The organism is Paenarthrobacter sp. TRD_SC_7 (assembly GCF_056156245.1).
On sequence record NZ_CM149587.1, the window covers coordinates 2786302 to 2804231 of the forward strand.

The window sequence follows — 17930 nt, forward strand, 5'->3', positions numbered from 1 at the left end:
CGGACGGTGTTGTGGCGGAACGGACGCTTCCTGGACATGCCAGTGCGAAGTCATTGCAATTCGACCTCGTCGCCAGGTGCCAACCCGTCCACGTCAGCAATGGCCGCCCACCCATCCGCCTGTGCCATGACCGTTACCTTCACCCGCTGCGGCTCACCGTTTTTTTGAAGCACCAAGTAGGGGTCCCCTCCTTCCTGCCGGACCGCGATCAAAGGGACGGCCAGGGACTCCGCGGCGGCGCTGCCTGCGGTCACAGTGACGGACTGGTCCGCGGCGAATCCCTGCGCGCCCGATGGGACCGCAAACGTAATGTCTTTTCCAGGGATTTCGTTCTTGCTTTGGTCACCCTCCAAAAAGCCGCTTGCATGCACTACTTTGGTTTCGAGGACTGCGGAACCGGCGCGAACAGTAACGGCCCCACCCACGGGAAAACTCTCGGACTGGACAACGTCCGCCCGGGCAACAATGGAGTCGTCAGCAATCTTCACCTGGGCAACGATGCCGTCCTCAGCGAGGACCGACCCATTGGCTGCCATGGAAACGATCGTCCCCGTATCGCCGGGGACTTGGACGAATTCCCGCCACCGGAAAACTACCCCGCCGGGGGCCTGCTTGGTCGAAAGGGGCTGGGAGTCCACGTCCCCGGGGTTGATCGCTTTCGGCGAAGGTGTTGAGGTTGGTGCTTCGTAACCGGCTGCCTTGTACCAGTCGATCAAGGCGCGTTGTGTGCCGGTTTCAAAGGTATCCGTCGAGGAAACGGCATAGCCAAAACCGGCCAGTGCGGTGTGCAAGGCTGCGACGTCGGGGCCGGAATCACCCAGCTCGATATCGCGGTACAGCGGCACACCGCTGGGGAGTAGGAGTAACGGCCTCCCGGACACAGCGGCCAGCAGTTCGCCTGGGGCCACCACGCTTCCCACCGTTTTGGCGGCTGCCGTCAAAACCAGCCTGTCAATACCTTCGGAGGGACTCGCTGTGATCGCGTGTTGTGCACCCGCCACGACCTTACCGGAGAGCACCACCTGTTTGATGACCGCGCGACGCTCCACGGTTGCCGAAACAGGGATAACCGCGGGCGTTGACGACGAGGGCCCTGCGCTGGCAACGCCGCTGGCACCCGTCCAGTAAGCGGCGCCCAGGCCTGCCAATACCATCACCAGCACCGCGGGAATGAGCCACCACCGGGGAACGCGCCTCATGGCTCGACCCGCCGGGGTCACCTCAGAGTCGTGCATCAGCAACACCGTGGTCCCGCAGTATTTGCTTCGCTCGTTCCACGGCGGCCGCCTTCTCTTCTGCCAAGGCGTTGAGCTCAGCCTGATGGTCCTTCATTTGTGCTGCTTGGTACTGAGCAAGGATGTCATAGGGTTTCCTGGCACCGCCGCCCGCGTCCTTGCAGTCAAGATCCAGCAGGGCAACACGGATTTCGTCTTCTTTTGACCCGGTTGATTGCAGGTTCCAGGAACCTGCTTCCGTGAGCTTCAGGCCTTTCCCTGCCAAGCAGTCTTCCCAGCCCTGGCGGAAGGTAAGGAACTCCGGGTCACGCTCCGTCAGTCCCACCGCGATGTCGGAGATTTGGTTCTGGATGGACGTATCGCCGACCAGTCCCTCCAGAAGTTCAGGTAAGCCAGCGCGCCCTACAGACTTGGTGCACCGGGATTCCGCTTCTTGTTGCTTGGCGCTAAGTGCCGGGCGCTCCGGTTGCTCCTCCATCACACCAGGAATTTTCCGGATCTCCGGCAGGGCACCATTCTTTGCGGCCAAGGCACGTGACCACTGACCATACCTGCTGTCCTGCAGTGCCTTGCCGCCGCCTCCCCAGGGAGCCACAGTGAATCCAGCCTCTTCAACGCAGTCGAAAATGAGAAACGCGACCGCGGAATTGACCATGACGTTTTCCCTGTCGGAGTACCAGTAGGCGCTCATGGGCAGCACAACCTCGCCGGTGATCTCATTGAGGGAGGCCCGCGCGTTCGCTCCGGCGCTCCGATCAATCGCAGGCAAGCTGAGGGTGGCCCCGGGTTCCGACGGACGGTCGCGTTCGCTGGAGCACGACGTGCCGGCGATAGCAACCAGCATCGCCAGCACGCCAAGTGCCGCGGACGGCAGCTTTTTGATCTTGTACGCCAAAAGACTAGCCCCAGACGCTCGTGATTTCGTCGTCCCAGTTCCGGGTGGACGTCATGTAGAGTCCGCGCAGATCATTTGAGGCATTGCCGGCCCGAAAAACCACATTGTGGCCAACAAAATTGCTGTCAACATAGAAATAGACATAGGGCGAAGCTGGATCTGCGGCGGGTCCAACTACTAAGGAACTCCCCTTATCATTGGCGTCCACGCCCACGTTATACGTGACCCAGCCAAAGGACCTGGAGGTCCCGGTGAACCAGTAGTTGTCGTAAAGGCATACCCGTGCGGTGGAGCACGCCGGTGCGGCCTGGGCTGCAGAAACCCCGGTCAATACCGAGGCTGAAGCAACTGCAAGCACTCCGGCTGTGCGCAGGATGTTTTTCATGAGAATCCCCAATGCTCGTGTGAGGTGGAACAGCTCTGTTCCACCTCGAACGTTAAATCGCCTTGAGCACCACCTAGGCTGCCTTTCGAGGATCTAGGTGGCGTTCAGTCAAAAGATGAGTGTTCAGGGGTCCAAACTAGGTGCTGCAATGAGGCTTCTAGGTGTTGAGCTCTTGGTGTGCACTGGTTAGAGAAGTCACTACCCTTGTCCGCCATACTGGTTCTGTGCAGGAGACGACAGTGTTGGTGGAGGGCGAGAGCGACCGGCTGGCTGTGGAAATGCTGGCTAAGGGGCTTGGCCACGACCTAAGGGTGGAACGCGTTTCAATTGTGCCGATGAATGGCGCCACAAGCATCGGCCACTTCCTCGACCGCTATGGGCCGCATGGGGCGGGCCACCGATTGTTGGGTCTATGCGATTTCGGAGAGGCTGCGGGCATTGCCCGTGCCCTCATGCGGGCTGGCATAGGGTCAGGCCCGCTGGAAGACCGAGGCTTCCAGGTCTGTAACGCCGATTTGGAGGACGAATTCATCCGATGCCTTGGCGTTGATGCCGTGCTCAACGTCATCGCGGCCCAAGGGGAACTCGCGTCCTTTGAGCTCCTGCAACGCCAGCCCTCGTTGCGGGACCGGTCTGTGGAAGGGCAGTTACGGCGGTTCTTCGGGGGGCGCAGCGGGAATAAGATCCGATACGCGCCTCTGCTTGTCAAGGCGCTACCGGAAGGACAGGCGCCTCCTCCACTGGCTCGTCTGGTTGCATCTTTCGCGATGTGAGCGAGCGTTGGGCTCAAGCCCGAGGGATGTGAGCGAACGTTGAGCTCAAGCCCAAGGGATGTGAGCGAACGTTGGTGGGCTAGCCGCCGATGATCGGCGAACCGATGAACGGGTCAACGGCCAACGCAATAAAGAGCAGCGTCAGGTAGCTGATGGAGCCGTGGAACACCTTCATGGCGCCCTTGTTGGAGACGTCGCCACCCTGTGCGCGCTTGTAGAGGGCGTGGCTCTCGTAGAGGAACCACGCACCGGCAGCAACAGCGACGATCGTGTAGACCCAACCGGCCCCGCCTACGGGGATCATCAGCAAGGAGCACGCAACCATCGCCCAGGCGTAGAGGACAACCTGCACCGAAACCACCTTCGCGCCGGCGATCGCGCCGAGCATGGGTACCTTGGCGTTGCGGTAGTCCTCGCCGTAGCGCATGGACAGCGGCCAGTAGTGAGGGGGCGTCCAGAGGAAGATGACCATGAACAGGACAATTGCGGGCCACTCAACAGTGTTGGTGACGGCTGCCCAGGCGATGAGCACGGGGAAGCATCCGGCGGCTCCACCCCACACGATGTTCTGGGCGGTACGGCGCTTCAAGATCATTGTGTAAATGACCACGTAGAAAACGATGGCACCGAGGCCCAGCCATGCAGAAAGCGGGTTGGCCCCAAACCAAAGGATCGCGATCGCGGCGGCACCAAGAATCCAAGCGAACACCAAGGCTTCGCGTGGTGTCACTTCGCCGGTGACCAGCGGACGCTTCTCCGTGCGGTGCATCAGTTTGTCGATGTCACGGTCGATGTAGCAATTGAACACGCCGGCGCTGCCAGCAGCGAACGCACCGCCCACGAGGGTTGCCAGGATCAGCCCGATGGACGGGAAGCCGCGCTGCGCAAAGATCATGGTAGGCAGTGTGCTGACCAGGAGCAGCTCGATGACACGGGGTTTGGTCAGAGCCAGATACGCCTTGAACTTACGGGAAATTCCGATGCTTCCCCGGGCCGGGGACGCGTTAAGGGGCGTATCAGTTGTGCTCACGGCGGCAGTCACTCTGTTCTATGCTCTGGGGTTCTCGCAGCGGCTGCCGTCCCTCAAACCGGGCGCATGAACCGCTGGTGGCCTCCAAATATCATACCGTGGCCGGAAGTGGCCCGATGTCCGCAAAATACGTCAATGTTTCCGAATCTTCACTCCGCCGGTGGGCCATCGTGATTCATATAAGGGAATTTCTGTCCAGTTAGTGGGATTCCCTGAGTTCCGCGACACGTTTAGGGCTAAGCTGTTGAGCAGATCAGCACACGTTGACGATCCGGGAAACCGTATTCTCGGATATCCGTGCGTCTGGATGAGAGATCAACGTTTCAATGGTGAACGGCTGGTAGACACATTGCAGCGGGCGCCATCCTGTGCTTCCTGCGTGCCGTGTCCATACGCCTGCCGTCAGCACAGAGAGGGGCTCGGTTTTCGTGCCACATTTGGAAGAGCAAGAACTGTCATGGACCGACCTGGACAAGAAGGCAGTAGACACCGTTCGCGTGTTGGCCGCTGACGCCGTGGAGAAGGTGGGCAACGGCCACCCTGGTACGGCGATGAGCTTGGCTCCGGCAGCGTACCTGCTGTTCCAGAAGCTGATGCGCCATGACCCGAAGAACCCGGACTGGATTGGCCGCGACCGCTTTGTCCTGTCCCCCGGACACACTTCGCTGACCCTTTACATCCAGTTGTTCCTCTCCGGTTACGGCCTGGAGCTTAAGGACCTCGAGGCGCTGCGTACCTGGGGTTCACTGACCCCGGGCCACCCCGAGTACAAGCACACCGCCGGCGTGGAAATCACCACTGGCCCGCTGGGCCAGGGCCTGGCTTCCGCTGTTGGTTTCGCTTACTCCCAGCGTCGCCAGCGCGGCCTGTTCGACGCCGATGCTCCCGCCGGCGAGTCGCCGTTCGATCACACCATCTGGGTCATCGCCTCTGACGGTGACCTCCAGGAAGGCGTGACGTCCGAGGCTTCCTCGCTCGCCGGCCACCAGGAACTGGGCAACCTCGTAGTGATCTACGACGAGAACCACATCTCCATCGAAGATGACACCGACATCGCCTTCACGGAAGATGTCCTGAAGCGATACGAGGCCTACGGCTGGCACACGCAGCGCGTTGACTGGACCAAGACCGGCGACTACGTCGAAGACGTCCAGGAGCTCTATTCGGCACTGCTCGCTGCCAAGGCTGAGACGAACAAGCCGTCCATCATCTCGCTGCGCACCATCATCGGCTACCCGGCGCCGAAGAAGCAGAACACCGGCAAGATCCACGGTTCTGCTTTGGGCGCCGAGGAAGTCGCAGCGCTGAAGACTGTGCTCGGTTTCGATCCGGCCAAGTCCTTCGACGTAGACGAGGAAGTCCTGGCGCACGCCCGCAAGGTCCTGGACCGCGGCGCCGAGTCACGTGCTGCCTGGCAGACCTCGTTTGAGGCCTGGCAGTCCGCCAACCCGGACGCTGCTGCCCTGCTGGAGCGTGTTGAAGCCAAGAAGCTTCCCGTTGGCATCGACGCTGCTCTTCCGGTGTTCGAAGCCGGCAAGGATGTTTCCACCCGCGCAGCCTCGGGCAAGGTCCTTAATGCCATTGGTCCGGTCCTGCCGGAACTCTGGGGCGGCTCCGCCGACCTCGCCGAGTCCAACAACACCACCATCGAAGGCTCGCCGTCGTTCATCCCGACGTCGCGCTCCACGGACGCCTGGAAGGGCAACCCGTACGGACGTGTCCTGCACTTCGGTATCCGTGAGCACGCAGCGGCCTCGATCGTGAACGGCATCTCGCTGCACGGCCGCACCCGCGCTTTCTCCGGTACTTTCCTGATCTTCAGTGACTACCAGCGCCCGGCCATCCGCCTCGGCGCTCTGATGGGTGTCCCGTCCCTGTACGTATGGACGCACGACTCCATCGGCCTCGGCGAAGACGGACCCACCCACCAGCCGGTGGAGCAGCTCGCCTCCCTGCGTGCCATCCCGGGCCTGGACGTTGTCCGCCCTGGCGACGCGAACGAGGTCTCGGCAGCATGGAAGGCCATGCTGGAGAACCACGAGAACCCGGCCGGTATTGTTCTGACCCGCCAGAACATCCCCACGTACGCCCGTGGCGAAGGCGAAGCAACCGGCGACACCTTCGGTTCCACCGCAGGTGTTGCAAAGGGCGGCTACGTCCTGGCCGAAGCCTCCAAGGACGGCGTGACCGCTGACGCGCAGGTCATCCTGGTCGGTACCGGCTCGGAAGTCCAGCTCGCCGTCCAGGCCCGCGAAGCCCTGCAGGCTGAAGGCATCGCTACCCGCGTCGTCTCCATGCCGTGCGTTGAGTGGTTCAACAAGCAGGACGAGGCCTACCGCGAGTCTGTGCTCCCTGCTGCTGTGAAGGCCCGCGTTTCGGTTGAAGCCGGCCTGGCACTGGGCTGGCGCGATTTCGTCGGCGACGCAGGCCGCTCCATCTCCCTGGAGCACTTCGGCGCCTCGGCCGACTACAAGCGGCTCTTCAACGAATTCGGCATCACGTCCGAAGCCGTTGCCGCCGCAGCAAAAGACTCCCTCGCAGGCTTGACGGCCTGATCCCCCACAACAGGAGAAAACACATGTCTACAACTCCCACGCAGCAGCTTTCCGACGCCGGCGTTTCCATTTGGCTCGATGATCTCTCCCGGAATCGCCTCGAGACCGGCACCCTGCAGAAGCTGATCGACGAGAAGAACGTGGTTGGTGTAACCACCAACCCGTCCATCTTCCACGCCGCCATCACCGCGGGCACAGACTATGACGCCACCATCGCGGCCCAGGCCGCGGCCGGTGCCAGCGTCGAAGAGACCATCTTCGAGATCACCACCACGGACGTCGCGGACGCCTGCGACCTTTTCGCACCGGTGGCAGCCGCCACCAACGGTGTGGACGGCCGCGTCTCCATCGAGGTTGACCCCCGCCTTGCATGGGACACCGCCGGCACCATCGCCGAGGCCAAGCACCTCTACGCCAAGGTCAACAAGGACAACGTCCACATCAAGATCCCGGCAACCCTGGAAGGCCTCGAAGCCATCACGGCTACGCTGGCCGAGGGAATCAGCGTCAACGTGACCTTGATCTTCTCCCTGGAGCGCTACCGCGCGGTCATCAACGCCTTCCAGTCCGGCCTTGAGCAGGCCAAGGAAAACGGCCACGACCTCTCCAAGATCCACTCCGTGGCTTCGTTCTTCGTCTCCCGCGTGGACTCCGAGATTGACAAGCGCCTTGACGCCATCGGCACCGACGAAGCCAAGGCACTGAAGGGCAAGGCGGGCGTTGCGAACGCACGCCTGGCCTACCAGGTCTACGAAGAGCTCTTCTCCACCGAGCGCTGGGCGGTGCTGGCCGAGGCCGGCGCGCTTCCCCAGCGTCCGCTGTGGGCCTCCACAGGTGTGAAGGATCCGGCCTACCCGGACACCCTCTACGTCACGGAACTCGTCGCATCCGGCGTGGTCAACACCATGCCGGAGAAGACGCTCGACGCGACCTTCGACCACGGCGTTGTCACCGGTGACACCATCACCGGCACCTACGACGAAGCGAACGAGACCCTCAACGCCCTCGAAGCACTCGGCGTCTCCTACAACGACGTCGTGACCCTCCTTGAGACCGAAGGCCTCGAGAAGTTCGTGGGCTCCTGGAAGGAACTCCTCGCCGACGTCGAAGGCGCACTCGTCACCGCACGGAAGGCTTCCTAACCCACTATGAGCACAATCAGCTACGACGCCAGCGGTGCCGCGCAAGAGGCCATCGCCCAGCACATTGACAGCTTGGTCGAGGACAAGATCGCAACGAGGATTTTCGCCAAGGACCACACCCTGTGGGGACCTGAGGCGGAGTCCGAATCCGCGATTCGTCTCGGCTGGGTAGAGGCTGCCACCGTGTCCCAGCCTTTGGTTGAGGTCATCCTGGAACTTCGTGATGCCCTCCGCGCCGACGGCGTCTCACGCATTGTCCTGTGTGGCATGGGCGGGTCTTCGTTGGCTCCCGAGGTCATTGCCGGCACTGCCGGCGTCGAGCTGACTGTGCTGGACAGCACTGATCCCGAACAGGTCAGTGCTGCCTTGTCGGACCGGCTGGCGGAGACGGCCATCGTCGTTTCTTCCAAGTCCGGCTCCACCGTCGAAACTGACTCCCAGCGACGCGTATTCGAGAAGGCGTTTAGCGACGCCGGCATCGACGCCAAGAGCAGGATCATCATTGTCACGGACCCGGGTTCCCCGCTGGACAAGGCTTCCCGCGAGGCCGGCTACCGTGCAGTGTTCAACGCCGATCCCAATGTGGGCGGCCGTTTCTCGGCACTGACCGCTTTTGGCCTGGTCCCTTGCGGGCTGGCCGGCGTGGACATCCAGGCATTCCTGGACGAAGCAGAAGAGGCCGCTGAGATCCTCAATGAGGACTCTGCTGACAACATCGGTCTGGCATTGGGCATTGCCTTGGGTGGGACGAGCCCGTTGCGCAACAAGATCGTCATCGCCGAGGACGGTTCAGGCATCGTCGGTTTCGCCGACTGGGCCGAACAGCTCATCGCGGAATCCACCGGCAAGCTGGGCACCGGCGTTCTGCCGGTCGTAGCAGGTCCGCATTCCCCTGAGGCCACCAACGGCGCCGGCGACGTCCTGGTGGTGCGGCTGGTGGGTGCGGATGCCGACGTCGAACTTCGCGAAAACGAGGTTGCCATTGCCGGTGGCTTGCCTTCCCAGATGTTCGTCTGGGAGTTCGCAACAGCCGTGGCGGGACGCCTGCTAGGCATCAACCCGTTCGACCAGCCCGACGTCGAGGCAGCCAAAGTAGCCGCGCGCGGCCTTCTGGACGCGCGGCCGGAACCCACTCCCGCAGCTTTCACCGACGGTGCCGTGGAAGTTCGCGGCGCTGACTGGCTTGGCTCCGCCTCCACTGTTTCGGAAGCCGTGCAGGCGCTCCTGGCCCAGCTCGGCACGGATGGTTACTTGAGCGTTCAGGCCTACTTTGACCGTATTTCCTACGCACCGCTTGAAGGAATCCGCGACGAACTCGCGGCTGTCAGCGGACGTCCTGTGACGTTCGGCTGGGGCCCGCGCTTCCTCCACTCCACGGGCCAGTTCCACAAGGGTGGACCGGCCATCGGGGTGTTCCTGCAGGTCACTGCTGCATCACCCACCGATCTCGACATCCCTGAGCGCCCCTTCACCTTCGGCCAGCTCATTGCCGCACAGGCCTCGGGCGATGCCCAGGTCCTGGAAGGTCATGGCAGGCCTGTGTTGCGCTTGCACCTCACCGAGCGCGCTGCGGGCGTAGCCCAACTCCAGGAAGTCGTCGCTGTGCTGGCCAACCAAGCCAGCGCACTCGAAAGCTAAGGCACAGAACCAAACATGCCAGAAACTGAAAACGGCAGGAAGACCTCAGGTCTTCGGAACCCCTTGCGGGATCCGCGGGACCGGCGCCTGAACCGCATCGCTGGGCCGTCGTCGTTGGTGTTCTTCGGAGTCACCGGCGACCTCGCCCGTAAAAAGCTCATGCCGGCGGTCTATGACCTCGCCAACCGTGGCCTTCTGCCTCCCAGCTTCGCGCTGGTGGGCTTCGGCCGCCGCGAGTGGGACAACGCCGACTTTGCCGCTGAGGTCAAGGAAAACGTCAAAGCCCACGCGCGGACCAAGTTCGACGAGGCGGTGTGGGAGCAGCTCGCATCCGGTATCCGCTTCGTCCAGGGCGAGTTCGATGACGACGACGCTTTCGAGCGCCTCGGCGATGTCCTGGATGAGCTCGACGAAACCCGCGGTACCCGCGGCAATCATGGCTTCTACCTGTCCATCCCGCCTAAGGCCTTCGAGCAGGTGTGCCGCCAGCTGTCCAAGCACGGCCTGGCGCAGGCCAGGCCCGGTCAGTGGCGCCGTGTGGTCATCGAGAAGCCGTTCGGGCACGACCTCGAGTCCGCCCGTCAGCTCAACGACATCGTGGAATCGGTGTTCCCTGCCGATGCCGTGTTCAGGATCGACCACTACCTGGGCAAGGAGACGGTGCAGAACATCCTGGCGCTGCGCTTCGCGAACCAGTTGTTCGAACCGCTGTGGAACGCCAACTACGTGGACCATGTCCAGATCACCATGGCCGAGGATATCGGCACCGGTGGGCGTGCAGGCTATTACGACGGCGTGGGCGCGGCCCGTGACGTCATTCAGAACCACCTGCTGCAGTTGCTGGCGTTGACGGCGATGGAGGAGCCCATCTCCTTCAATGCCGATGACCTGCGGGCTGAGAAGGAAAAGGTCCTCGCGGCGGTCAAGCTGCCCGATGACCTCTCCACCCACTCGGCGCGTGGTCAGTTCACCGGTGGCTGGCAAGGTGGCGAGGAAGTCCTCGGTTACCTGGACGAGGACGGTATCCCTGCCGACTCGAAGACTGAAACGTATGCTGCGATCCGGGTGGACATCAATACCCGGCGTTGGAACGGAGTTCCGTTCTACCTTCGCGCCGGTAAGCGCCTGGGCCGCCGCGTGACTGAGATCGCCGTGGTCTTCAAGCGTGCACCGAACCTGCTGTTCCGCGATCACGGCGAGGACGACTTCGGCCAGAACGCCGTGGTCATCCGCGTTCAGCCCGACGAGGGCGCCACCATCCGGTTCGGTTCCAAGGTTCCGGGCACGCAGATGGAAGTCCGCGATGTCACTATGGACTTCGGCTACGGACACTCCTTCACTGAGTCCAGCCCCGAAGCGTACGAACGGCTCATCTTGGATGTGCTCCTGGGCGAACCGCCGCTCTTCCCGCGCCATCAGGAAGTGGAGTTGTCCTGGAAGATCCTTGACCCGTTTGAGGAATACTGGGCAGGCCTGGATGAACAACCGCAACCCTACGCACCCGGCAGCTGGGGACCGGCCTCGGCCGATGCCCTGCTGGCCCGCGACGGAAGAACCTGGAGAAGGCCATGATCGTAGATCTTCCCGATACCACCACCTCCAAGATCTCCAAGAAGATCATGTCGCTGCGCGAACAAGGCGGCGTCATCGCCTTGGGCCGTGTCCTGACGCTGGTAGTGGTGACCAAGTCCGGGCAGGAAGAAGACGCCATCGAGGCAGCCAATGAAGCCAGCCGGGAACACCCGTGCAGGATCATCGTGCTGGCCGACGCCGGCGTGGAAGGACCAGACCGCCTCGACGCGCAGATCCGTGTGGGCGGCGACGCCGGCGCTTCCGAGGTCATCGTCCTGCGTGGCCACGGGCACATGGCCCATGAGAGCGAATCCCTCGTCGCGGCACTGTTGCTCCCGGACGCACCCATCGTGGCGTGGTGGCCGCACGGTGCACCGGAAAGCGCCTGTGAGACATCGATTGGCCGCATCGCCCACCGGCGCATCACGGACTCAGCCAACGAACCGGACCCCCGGCTCGCCTTGGAGAACATTCGGGCCACGTACAAAGCCGGCGACACCGACCTGGCCTGGACCCGATTGACCAATTGGCGCATGCAGCTCGCCGCCGTTTTCGACCAAGTGGACGGCGACCCTGTCTCCGCAGTGGCCGTCGAGGGCGCCTCGGACTCTCCGAGTACGCTACTCTTGGCGGCCTGGCTTAGCCTCGCACTGCAGGCCCCTGTCACGATCGTTGCCGATCCGGCAGGTACCGGTATCCGACGCGTGCGTCTCACGCGCGCCAGCGGCGATGTCCAGCTCTTCCGTCCGGGCCTGTCCGTGGCCGAGCTGACCCAACCGGGACAGCCCGCGCAACGCATCACCCTCCCCCGCCGAAGCTTGAAGGATTGCCTCGCAGAGGAACTCCGACGGCTTGATCCGGACGAAGTCTTCGGAGAAGTGATTACGATGGGACTTCCACTAACCAGCCAGAGGAGAGTCCAGACCAGTGCACGCTGAGCCAAGAGTAAGCATCCACCCCGACTCCAAGGTGTTGATGGCCGCCATTGCGGCGCGTCTCATCACCAAGCTTGTGGATGTTCAGGACAAGCATGGCGAGGCCACTGTGGTCCTGACCGGCGGAACCGTTGGCATCGGGACCTTGAAGGCTGTCGCCGACTCTGCCGCAGCACCTGCTGTCGACTGGTCGAGGGTCAACTTCTGGTGGGGTGATGAGCGATTTGTCGCCGCTGACAGCGATGACAGGAACACCCGCCAAGCACACCAGGCATTACTGACCCACTTGGCCGTAGATCCGGCCCGGGTTCACGAACCCGGCTCCGCCGATCAGTACGCCACCGCGGACGAAGCGGCAGCCGCCTACGCGGAAGAGCTCAGGGCAGCTGCCGAGGCCGAGCATGCAGCGGATACGTCTGATAACAGGCCTGAGAAGCCCGGCATCCTGCCGCGCTTTGACATCCTGCTCCTGGGTGTCGGACCCGATGCGCACGTAGCGTCGCTCTTTCCCGAGCAGGCCGGAATTCGCGAGAAGTCACGTACCGTGGTGGGCGTTGAAAACTCGCCCAAGCCGCCGCCGTCGCGCATTTCACTGACGCTGCCGGCCATCAACACCGCGCAGGAAATCTGGATGGTTGTTGCCGGCGAGGACAAAGCCGGCGCTGTGGGCCTGGCCTTGGCAGGCGCCAACCCGGTCCAGGTCCCGGCAGCCGGACCTGTGGGGCGTGCGAGGACGCTGTGGCTTATAGACGAGAACGCGGCGTCACGTGTCCCCCAGCAGTTGGTCAGGAAGGATCCCGCGGGCGCGTAACCGATCCAGCGCTCCAGCCAGGACCATTTCGGCGTCCTGGCTGGAGCGTCTTTCTTTAACGTAATCAAGGTGCGATTTGAAGATTTCATCCTCCGGCCTTGGTGGCGCAGGATGGCCGGGATCCCGCGTAGCGGGCAAACCACATTTCGGGCAGTCCCACGTTCTTGGAATCTGCTCGTCCGGCAGCTTAAGAAAAACAAGCCGTGTTTCGTGTCCCTTGCCGCACCAATAGGGGACGCGAATACGCGGCAGTTGTTCTCCTGCGCCGTGGTCGCTTTCATTTCTCGGAGCTGAACCCTGGGTTACACCTGCGCGGGTGCCCCGATAACCAGACGTGCCATGAACCATTTTCGAACCCCTAGCGACTCGGTGGTCGGCCGTCACGGCCTGTGGGCCCTACGGCCAACAGGGCCAGTCTAATGCGAGGGGCTCGACGGCGGCACCAGGAATGGGTGCCATGGGTAAAGAAAAAGGGAGGCTCCTGTTCAGGAGCCTCCCTTTTTTGGGAACGAACTAGGAGTCGCCACCCGAGGTAAATCGCATGATCAGGCCCAAGCCGATGATCACGACGCCCCATGTGATGCCAAGAATGATGGTGAAGCGGTTAAGGTTGCGCTCGGCTACACCGGACGAACTCAATCCGGAGCTCATACCGCCACCGAACATGTCGGACAAACCGCCTCCACGTCCCTTGTGCAGGAGGATGAGCAGCGTCAGCAGAAGGCTGGTGATGCCCAGCAGGATCTGCAGAATGACTTGAAGAACGTCCACGACGGCCTTTCGAAGAAGCGGAAAACGGGAGCCGGACTAGTCGGTGACGAGGTGGCTCTCGAACCTGACAATGTTAGCAAACTCCGCGGGGTCCAGGCTGGCGCCACCCACGAGCAATCCATCAACATCGCTTTCAGCCATGATGGCGGCAGCATTGTTGGCTTTGACGGAGCCGCCATAAAGAAGGCGTGTCTTCGCCGCAACGGTCTCGTCGAAGAGTTCGGCAAGCTCAGCACGGATGGCTGCACACATTTCCTGTGCATCCTCCGGGCCAGCTACTTCGCCGGTGCCGATGGCCCAAACGGGTTCGTAGGCAACAACGAGATCAGCAGCCTGCTCAGCGGTGAGTCCTTCCACACCGGCGCGCAGCTGGGCCAAGGTGTGCTCCACATGCGTACCGCCCTGGCGGACTTCGAGGCCCTCGCCGACACATAAAACCGGAGTGACTCCGTGGCGGAAGCCGGCCTTGACCTTGGCGTTCAGAACCTCGTCCGACTCGTTATGGATGGTGCGCCGCTCACTGTGGCCCACCAGGACGTAGGTGCACCCCAGCTTGCTGAGGAACTGACCGGAGATGTCGCCCGTGTAGGCGCCGGAGTCGAACTGGGACAGGTCCTGGCCACCGTAGACAACTTCCAGCTCGTCACCCTGAACCAGCGTCTGGACACCCCGGAGGTCGGTGAACGGAGGAAACACTGCGACCTCGGCACGGCTGTAGTCGTGCTTGGCGTCGGACAGTGTCCAAGCGAGCTTCTGCAGCAAGGTAATGCCCTGGACGTGGTCCATGTTCATCTTCCAGTTGCCGGCGATGAAGGGCTTGCGGACGAAGGTGCCGTTGGCAGAGGTAGTCACATGAACTCCAAAGAATGCGTTGAAATATGGAACGGCCGGCAGGACGCAGTGGCGTCCTGCCGGCCGGTTTGTTGCTTAGCGGTCCAGGACGCTCAGGCCGGGAAGTTCCTTGCCTTCAAGGTATTCCAGGCTGGCGCCGCCTCCGGTGGAGATATGGCCGAACTGCGAGTCCTCGAAGCCGAGGGTCCGAACGGCCGCGGCGGAGTCGCCGCCACCAACCACCGTAAAGGCAACCGTGTCCGTCAGGGCCTGTGCAATCGCTCGCGTCCCACTGGAGAAGGCTTCGAATTCGAAGACACCCATGGGGCCATTCCAGAACACGGTCTTTGCCCCTTCGATCTGGGCAGCGAATGCCGAAGCGGATTCCGGGCCGATGTCCAGGCCGATGCCGGAAGCGCCGAAAGTGCTCTCCTCAATGGCGTCTGCCTTGACGACCTCGTGCTCAGCATCCGCCGCGAAGCGGCTGGCTACCACGACGTCTGTTGGGATCACGAAAGACGTTCCGGATTCAGAGGCACGCTTGAGGTAGTCCTGAACCACTGGAATCTGGTCTTCCTCGAGGAGGCTGCCCGCTACCTTGTGCCCGGCCGCTGCCAGGAACGTGAACAGCATGCCGCCGCCAACAAGGATGGTGTCGGCCTTGCCCAGCAGGTTTTCGATGACTGCCAGTTTGTCTGAGACCTTGGAGCCGCCAAGAACCACGACGTAGGGACGTTGCGTGTCCGTAGTGAGCTTCCGGAGAACCTCTACCTCGGTGTGCACAAGGTCGCCCAAGTACGACGGCAAACGGGTAGCGACGTCAAAGACACTCGCGTGCTTGCGGTGGACCGCACCAAAGGCGTCGTCCACGAAGGCCCCGTTGGTCCCCGTGAGGGCAACCAGCTCGTCAGCGAAGGCGCCGCGCTCGGTGTCGTCTTTGCTGGTTTCGCGGGCGTCGAAGCGAACGTTCTCCAAGACGAGCACTTCGCCATCCTGGAGTCCAGCTGCGAGCTCCTTGGCGGAGTCACCTACAGTATCGTCGGCGAGCTGGACCTTGAAGTCCGCGAGTTCCGCCAGGCGCGACGCGGCGGGCTTCAGCGAGTACTTGTTCTCGGGGGCGCCTTTGGGGCGTCCGAGGTGGGCGGTTACGAGCACACGGGCACCGGCGTCCGAGAGCTTCGTAAGGACCGGAAGGGAGGCCTTGATGCGGCCGTCGTCGGTCACTGTAGAGCCGTCGAGCGGCACATTCAGGTCACTTCTGACCAGAATGTACCGCCCGCGGACACCTTCAGCGATGAGTTCGTTGAGGGTGTGAGATGTCATGTGTCTACCCTAGCCCAGCTTGGATGCGACGAGCTCCGTGAGGTCTACGAGGCGGTTGGAGTAACCCCACTCGTTGTCATACCAGGAAACAACCTTGACCTGGTTGCCGATGACCTTGGTGAGGCCGGAGTCGAAGATTGAGGACGCGGGGTCTCCGACGATGTCCGAGGACACGATGGGGGCATCGGTGTAGCTGAGGATTCCGGCGAATTGCTCGGACTCAGCGGCGGCCTTGACGGCAGCGTTGACTTCCTCAACCGTGACTTCGCGGGAGACGGTGACCGTGAGGTCTGTGGCCGAGCCCGTGGGGACGGGAACGCGGATGGCGTAGCCATCCAGCTTGCCCTTGAGTTCCGGCAGGACGAGGCCGATTGCCTTGGCAGCACCAGTGGAGGTGGGAACCATGTTGATCGCAGCAGCACGGGCGCGACGGAGATCGCCGTGCGGGCCGTCCTGCAGGTTCTGGTCTGCCGTGTAGGCGTGGACCGTGGTCATCAGGCCACGCTCGATGCCGAAGGCGTCATTGACCACCTTGGCAAGCGGGCCGAGGCAGTTGGTGGTGCAGGATGCGTTGGAGATGATGTTGTGCTCTGCCGGATCGTAGAGGTCCTGGTTGACGCCCATGACGATGGTGATGTCTTCGTCGCTGGCGGGTGCCGAAATGAGGACCTTCTTGGCGCCGGCATCGATGTGCTTCTGCGCAGCTGCGGCTTTGGTGAAGAAACCGGTGGACTCGATGACGATGTCTACGCCCAGCTCGCCCCAGGGGAGGTTTGCGGGATCGCGCTCGGCCAGAACGGTGATGGACTTGCCATCGACTACCAGGTTGCCATCAACAACCTCCACGGACTGCGTGAGGCGGCCACCGACGGAGTCGTACTTCAGGAGGTGGGCGAGCGTTTCGGGGCTTGTGAGGTCGTTGACTGCCACGATCTCAAGGTCTGCGCCCTGGGCCAGTGCTGCGCGGAAGTAGTTACGGCCGATGCGGCCGAAGCCGTTGATACCAATACGGGTGGTCACTATGTGTCAATCTCCTTGGTGCTCTTGCAAGCACGCCTAGTGAGTCGGATCAAATATTTCCAACTAACAGACCCCGCACGTCTTTGGGCAGAGGTGATTATCAGATCGGAGGGCGACCAGCCACATTGCTGAAGGCTAACCGCCTTCCGTGATCCATCTTACGTTTAACTAAGCCTGCCCCCGCAACTGCGGAGGCAGGCTTTCCAGCATTTGGCCCCAATTCAGGCCAAAAGTGACTTTTGTTACATCGGCGTGAACCGGGACTCACCAACTAGAGGACGATGAGGCCCGTTGCGTTGGCGCGGGCGGCTTCGAAGCGCTTGGCCACGTCTGCCCAGTTGGCGATGTTCCAGAATGCCTTGACGTAGTCGGCCTTGACGTTGACGTAGTCCAGGTAGAAGGCGTGCTCCCACATGTCCAGCATCAGCAGCGGGGTGGTGCCAACTGCCACGTTGCCCTGCTGATCGTAGAGCTGCTCGATGAGCAGGTTCCCGCCGATGGGCTCGTAGGCCAGGAAAGCCCAGCCGGAACCCTGCAAGCCCAGCGCAGCAGCGCTGAACTGTGCACGGAAAGCATCGAAGGATCCGAAAGCGTCGTCGATGGCAGCTGCGAGCTCGCCCTCGGGCTTGTCACCGCCGTCCGGGGAAATGTTGTTCCAGAAGACGGAGTGGTTGATGTGTCCGCCGGTGTGGAACGCGAGGTCCTTGGAGAGGCGGTTGATGTTGGCGAAATCATTCTTCTCGCGCGCTTCGGCCAGCTGGGAGAGGGCGTTGTTGGCGCCTGCTACGTATGCCGCATGGTGCTTGCTGTGGTGCAGCTCCATGATCTTTGCCGAAATGTGCGGTTCGAGTGCTGCGTAGTCGTAGCCGAGCTCGGGCAGAACGTACTCTGTCACGAAATCCTCCAATGTAATGGACTTACGTCCGGGTTGGTAACTCTCGTTAATTCATCCGGCCAGCGGACCGGCCGGAAATCCTTGGCGAAGAAGACTGCTCTTGCCTCCACCGGGAACAA

The 17930-nt window shown here is 62.3% G+C and carries 17 protein-coding genes; 7 read left to right on the forward strand and 10 right to left on the reverse strand.

The genetic code is table 11. From position 1 onward, the window contains the following. Positions 1 to 50 precede the first annotated feature (50 nt). The 3 genes from AC0J5Z_RS13585 to AC0J5Z_RS13595 are packed head-to-tail and all read right to left on the reverse strand — an operon-like array spanning position 51 to position 2515. Positions 51 to 1235: an efflux RND transporter periplasmic adaptor subunit gene (locus AC0J5Z_RS13585; RefSeq protein WP_475032973.1), complete on the reverse strand. Its 1185-nt coding sequence runs from the start codon at positions 1233 to 1235 to the stop codon at positions 51 to 53. Then, entirely contained in the window at positions 1222 to 2130 is a 909-nt protein-coding gene (locus AC0J5Z_RS13590; protein ID WP_475032975.1) for a hypothetical protein, read from the reverse strand. Before AC0J5Z_RS13590 ends, AC0J5Z_RS13585 begins: the two co-directional genes overlap by 14 nt. A gap of 4 nt (positions 2131 to 2134) precedes the next feature. Further along, positions 2135 to 2515: a peptidase inhibitor family I36 protein gene (locus tag AC0J5Z_RS13595; RefSeq protein ID WP_475032979.1), complete on the reverse strand. Its 381-nt coding sequence runs from the start codon at positions 2513 to 2515 to the stop codon at positions 2135 to 2137. A 224-nt stretch (positions 2516 to 2739) separates the two neighbouring features. Here AC0J5Z_RS13595 and AC0J5Z_RS13600 point away from each other — a divergent pair, with 224 nt between their 5' ends. Then, positions 2740 to 3288, forward strand: coding sequence for a TOPRIM nucleotidyl transferase/hydrolase domain-containing protein (locus AC0J5Z_RS13600; protein ID WP_475032982.1), 549 nt, complete (start codon positions 2740 to 2742; stop codon positions 3286 to 3288). Positions 3289 to 3367: 79 nt separating this feature from the next. On the opposite strand, the gene AC0J5Z_RS13605 is transcribed toward AC0J5Z_RS13600, so the two are convergent. Next, entirely contained in the window at positions 3368 to 4330 is a 963-nt protein-coding gene (locus AC0J5Z_RS13605; RefSeq protein ID WP_475032984.1) for a heme o synthase, read from the reverse strand. Between the two features lie 416 nt (positions 4331 to 4746). Between AC0J5Z_RS13605 and tkt the strand changes: the two genes are divergently transcribed. From tkt to pgl, 6 genes are read left to right on the forward strand one after another with little or no spacing between them, the layout of a single operon-like run. After that, entirely contained in the window at positions 4747 to 6873 is a 2127-nt protein-coding gene (tkt, locus tag AC0J5Z_RS13610) for a transketolase (protein ID WP_475032988.1), read from the forward strand. Between the two features lie 23 nt (positions 6874 to 6896). Further along, a complete protein-coding gene (gene tal, locus AC0J5Z_RS13615) occupies positions 6897 to 8015 on the forward strand; it encodes a transaldolase (protein WP_475032992.1) in 1119 nt (372 codons plus the stop codon). Between the two features lie 6 nt (positions 8016 to 8021). Further along, the gene (locus tag AC0J5Z_RS13620; RefSeq protein WP_475032996.1) at positions 8022 to 9653 is read left to right on the forward strand and encodes a glucose-6-phosphate isomerase; all 1632 of its coding nucleotides are present in this window, start codon (positions 8022 to 8024) and stop codon (positions 9651 to 9653) included. Between the two features lie 15 nt (positions 9654 to 9668). Beyond that, positions 9669 to 11225 carry a glucose-6-phosphate dehydrogenase gene (gene zwf, locus AC0J5Z_RS13625; RefSeq protein ID WP_475033001.1) on the forward strand — a complete coding sequence of 519 codons (1557 nt, stop codon included), beginning with the start codon at positions 9669 to 9671 and terminating at the stop codon, positions 11223 to 11225. Continuing rightward, a complete protein-coding gene (locus tag AC0J5Z_RS13630) occupies positions 11222 to 12163 on the forward strand; it encodes a glucose-6-phosphate dehydrogenase assembly protein OpcA (RefSeq protein ID WP_475033005.1) in 942 nt (313 codons plus the stop codon). Before zwf ends, AC0J5Z_RS13630 begins: the two co-directional genes overlap by 4 nt. Next, a complete protein-coding gene (gene pgl, locus AC0J5Z_RS13635; RefSeq protein ID WP_475033008.1) occupies positions 12153 to 12971 on the forward strand; it encodes a 6-phosphogluconolactonase in 819 nt (272 codons plus the stop codon). The genes AC0J5Z_RS13630 and pgl overlap by 11 nt, the downstream gene beginning before the upstream one ends. Here the strand turns inward: pgl and AC0J5Z_RS13640 are convergent. From AC0J5Z_RS13640 to AC0J5Z_RS13665, 6 genes are all read right to left on the reverse strand, one after another. Next, complete coding sequence (locus AC0J5Z_RS13640; RefSeq protein WP_475033010.1) at positions 12924 to 13319, reverse strand: RNA polymerase-binding protein RbpA; 396 nt, start codon at positions 13317 to 13319, stop codon at positions 12924 to 12926. The genes pgl and AC0J5Z_RS13640 overlap by 48 nt on opposite strands. Before the next feature lie 165 nt (positions 13320 to 13484). Further along, positions 13485 to 13742 (reverse strand): preprotein translocase subunit SecG, encoded by a 258-nt coding sequence (gene secG / locus AC0J5Z_RS13645; protein ID WP_017198454.1) that lies wholly within the window; start codon positions 13740 to 13742, stop codon positions 13485 to 13487. Positions 13743 to 13778: 36 nt separating this feature from the next. Next, on the reverse strand, positions 13779 to 14594 hold the full coding sequence (gene tpiA / locus AC0J5Z_RS13650) for a triose-phosphate isomerase (protein ID WP_475033015.1): 816 nt from the start codon (positions 14592 to 14594) through the stop codon (positions 13779 to 13781). Positions 14595 to 14669: 75 nt separating this feature from the next. Further along, positions 14670 to 15896, reverse strand: a complete 1227-nt coding sequence (locus AC0J5Z_RS13655; protein WP_475033021.1) for a phosphoglycerate kinase — start codon at positions 15894 to 15896, stop codon at positions 14670 to 14672. Positions 15897 to 15905: 9 nt separating this feature from the next. Beyond that, positions 15906 to 16916 (reverse strand): type I glyceraldehyde-3-phosphate dehydrogenase, encoded by a 1011-nt coding sequence (gene gap, locus AC0J5Z_RS13660; RefSeq protein WP_475033023.1) that lies wholly within the window; start codon positions 16914 to 16916, stop codon positions 15906 to 15908. A 271-nt stretch (positions 16917 to 17187) separates the two neighbouring features. Further along, positions 17188 to 17811: a superoxide dismutase gene (locus AC0J5Z_RS13665; RefSeq protein WP_475033025.1), complete on the reverse strand. Its 624-nt coding sequence runs from the start codon at positions 17809 to 17811 to the stop codon at positions 17188 to 17190. Positions 17812 to 17930 lie beyond the last annotated feature (119 nt).